At 59.4% G+C, this 266-nt stretch carries 1 protein-coding gene; it reads right to left on the bottom strand.

What is annotated here, in order from left to right:
• Window positions 1–266, bottom strand: a 266-nt coding sequence (locus TPRIMZ1_RS19100; protein ID WP_010261067.1) for a hypothetical protein, incomplete at both ends; no start/stop codon positions are given.

Below are 266 nucleotides of genomic sequence, written 5' to 3'. Positions count from 1 at the left end.
AGGCTCACCGTACCCATCAGGGCGGGTTTCAGGTCCGACTCGCCAAAGTCATAGGCCGCCAGGGTTTCCAGGCCGGGGTAGAGGTGGGCCACCCAGGTACGAGTGACGCTCAAGTCCCCACGGGTCAGCTTGACCTGCACCAGATAATAGCCCCCGTCCAGCTCGACCGTCTTCGTATACTTGTTTGCGGCCCCGTCCCAGCTTAAGTCCTGTATGGTCGGTTCCCCGTCCGTGCCATCTTCGTTAGTTTGCGTAACCGTTATCTT

This window comes from Treponema primitia ZAS-1, assembly GCF_000297095.1.
Classification (GTDB): domain Bacteria; phylum Spirochaetota; class Spirochaetia; order Treponematales; family Breznakiellaceae; genus Termitinema; species Termitinema primitia_A.
The sequence above is the reverse complement of the archived record's forward strand: the minus strand, read 5'-3'. Positions and strand labels throughout refer to the sequence as shown.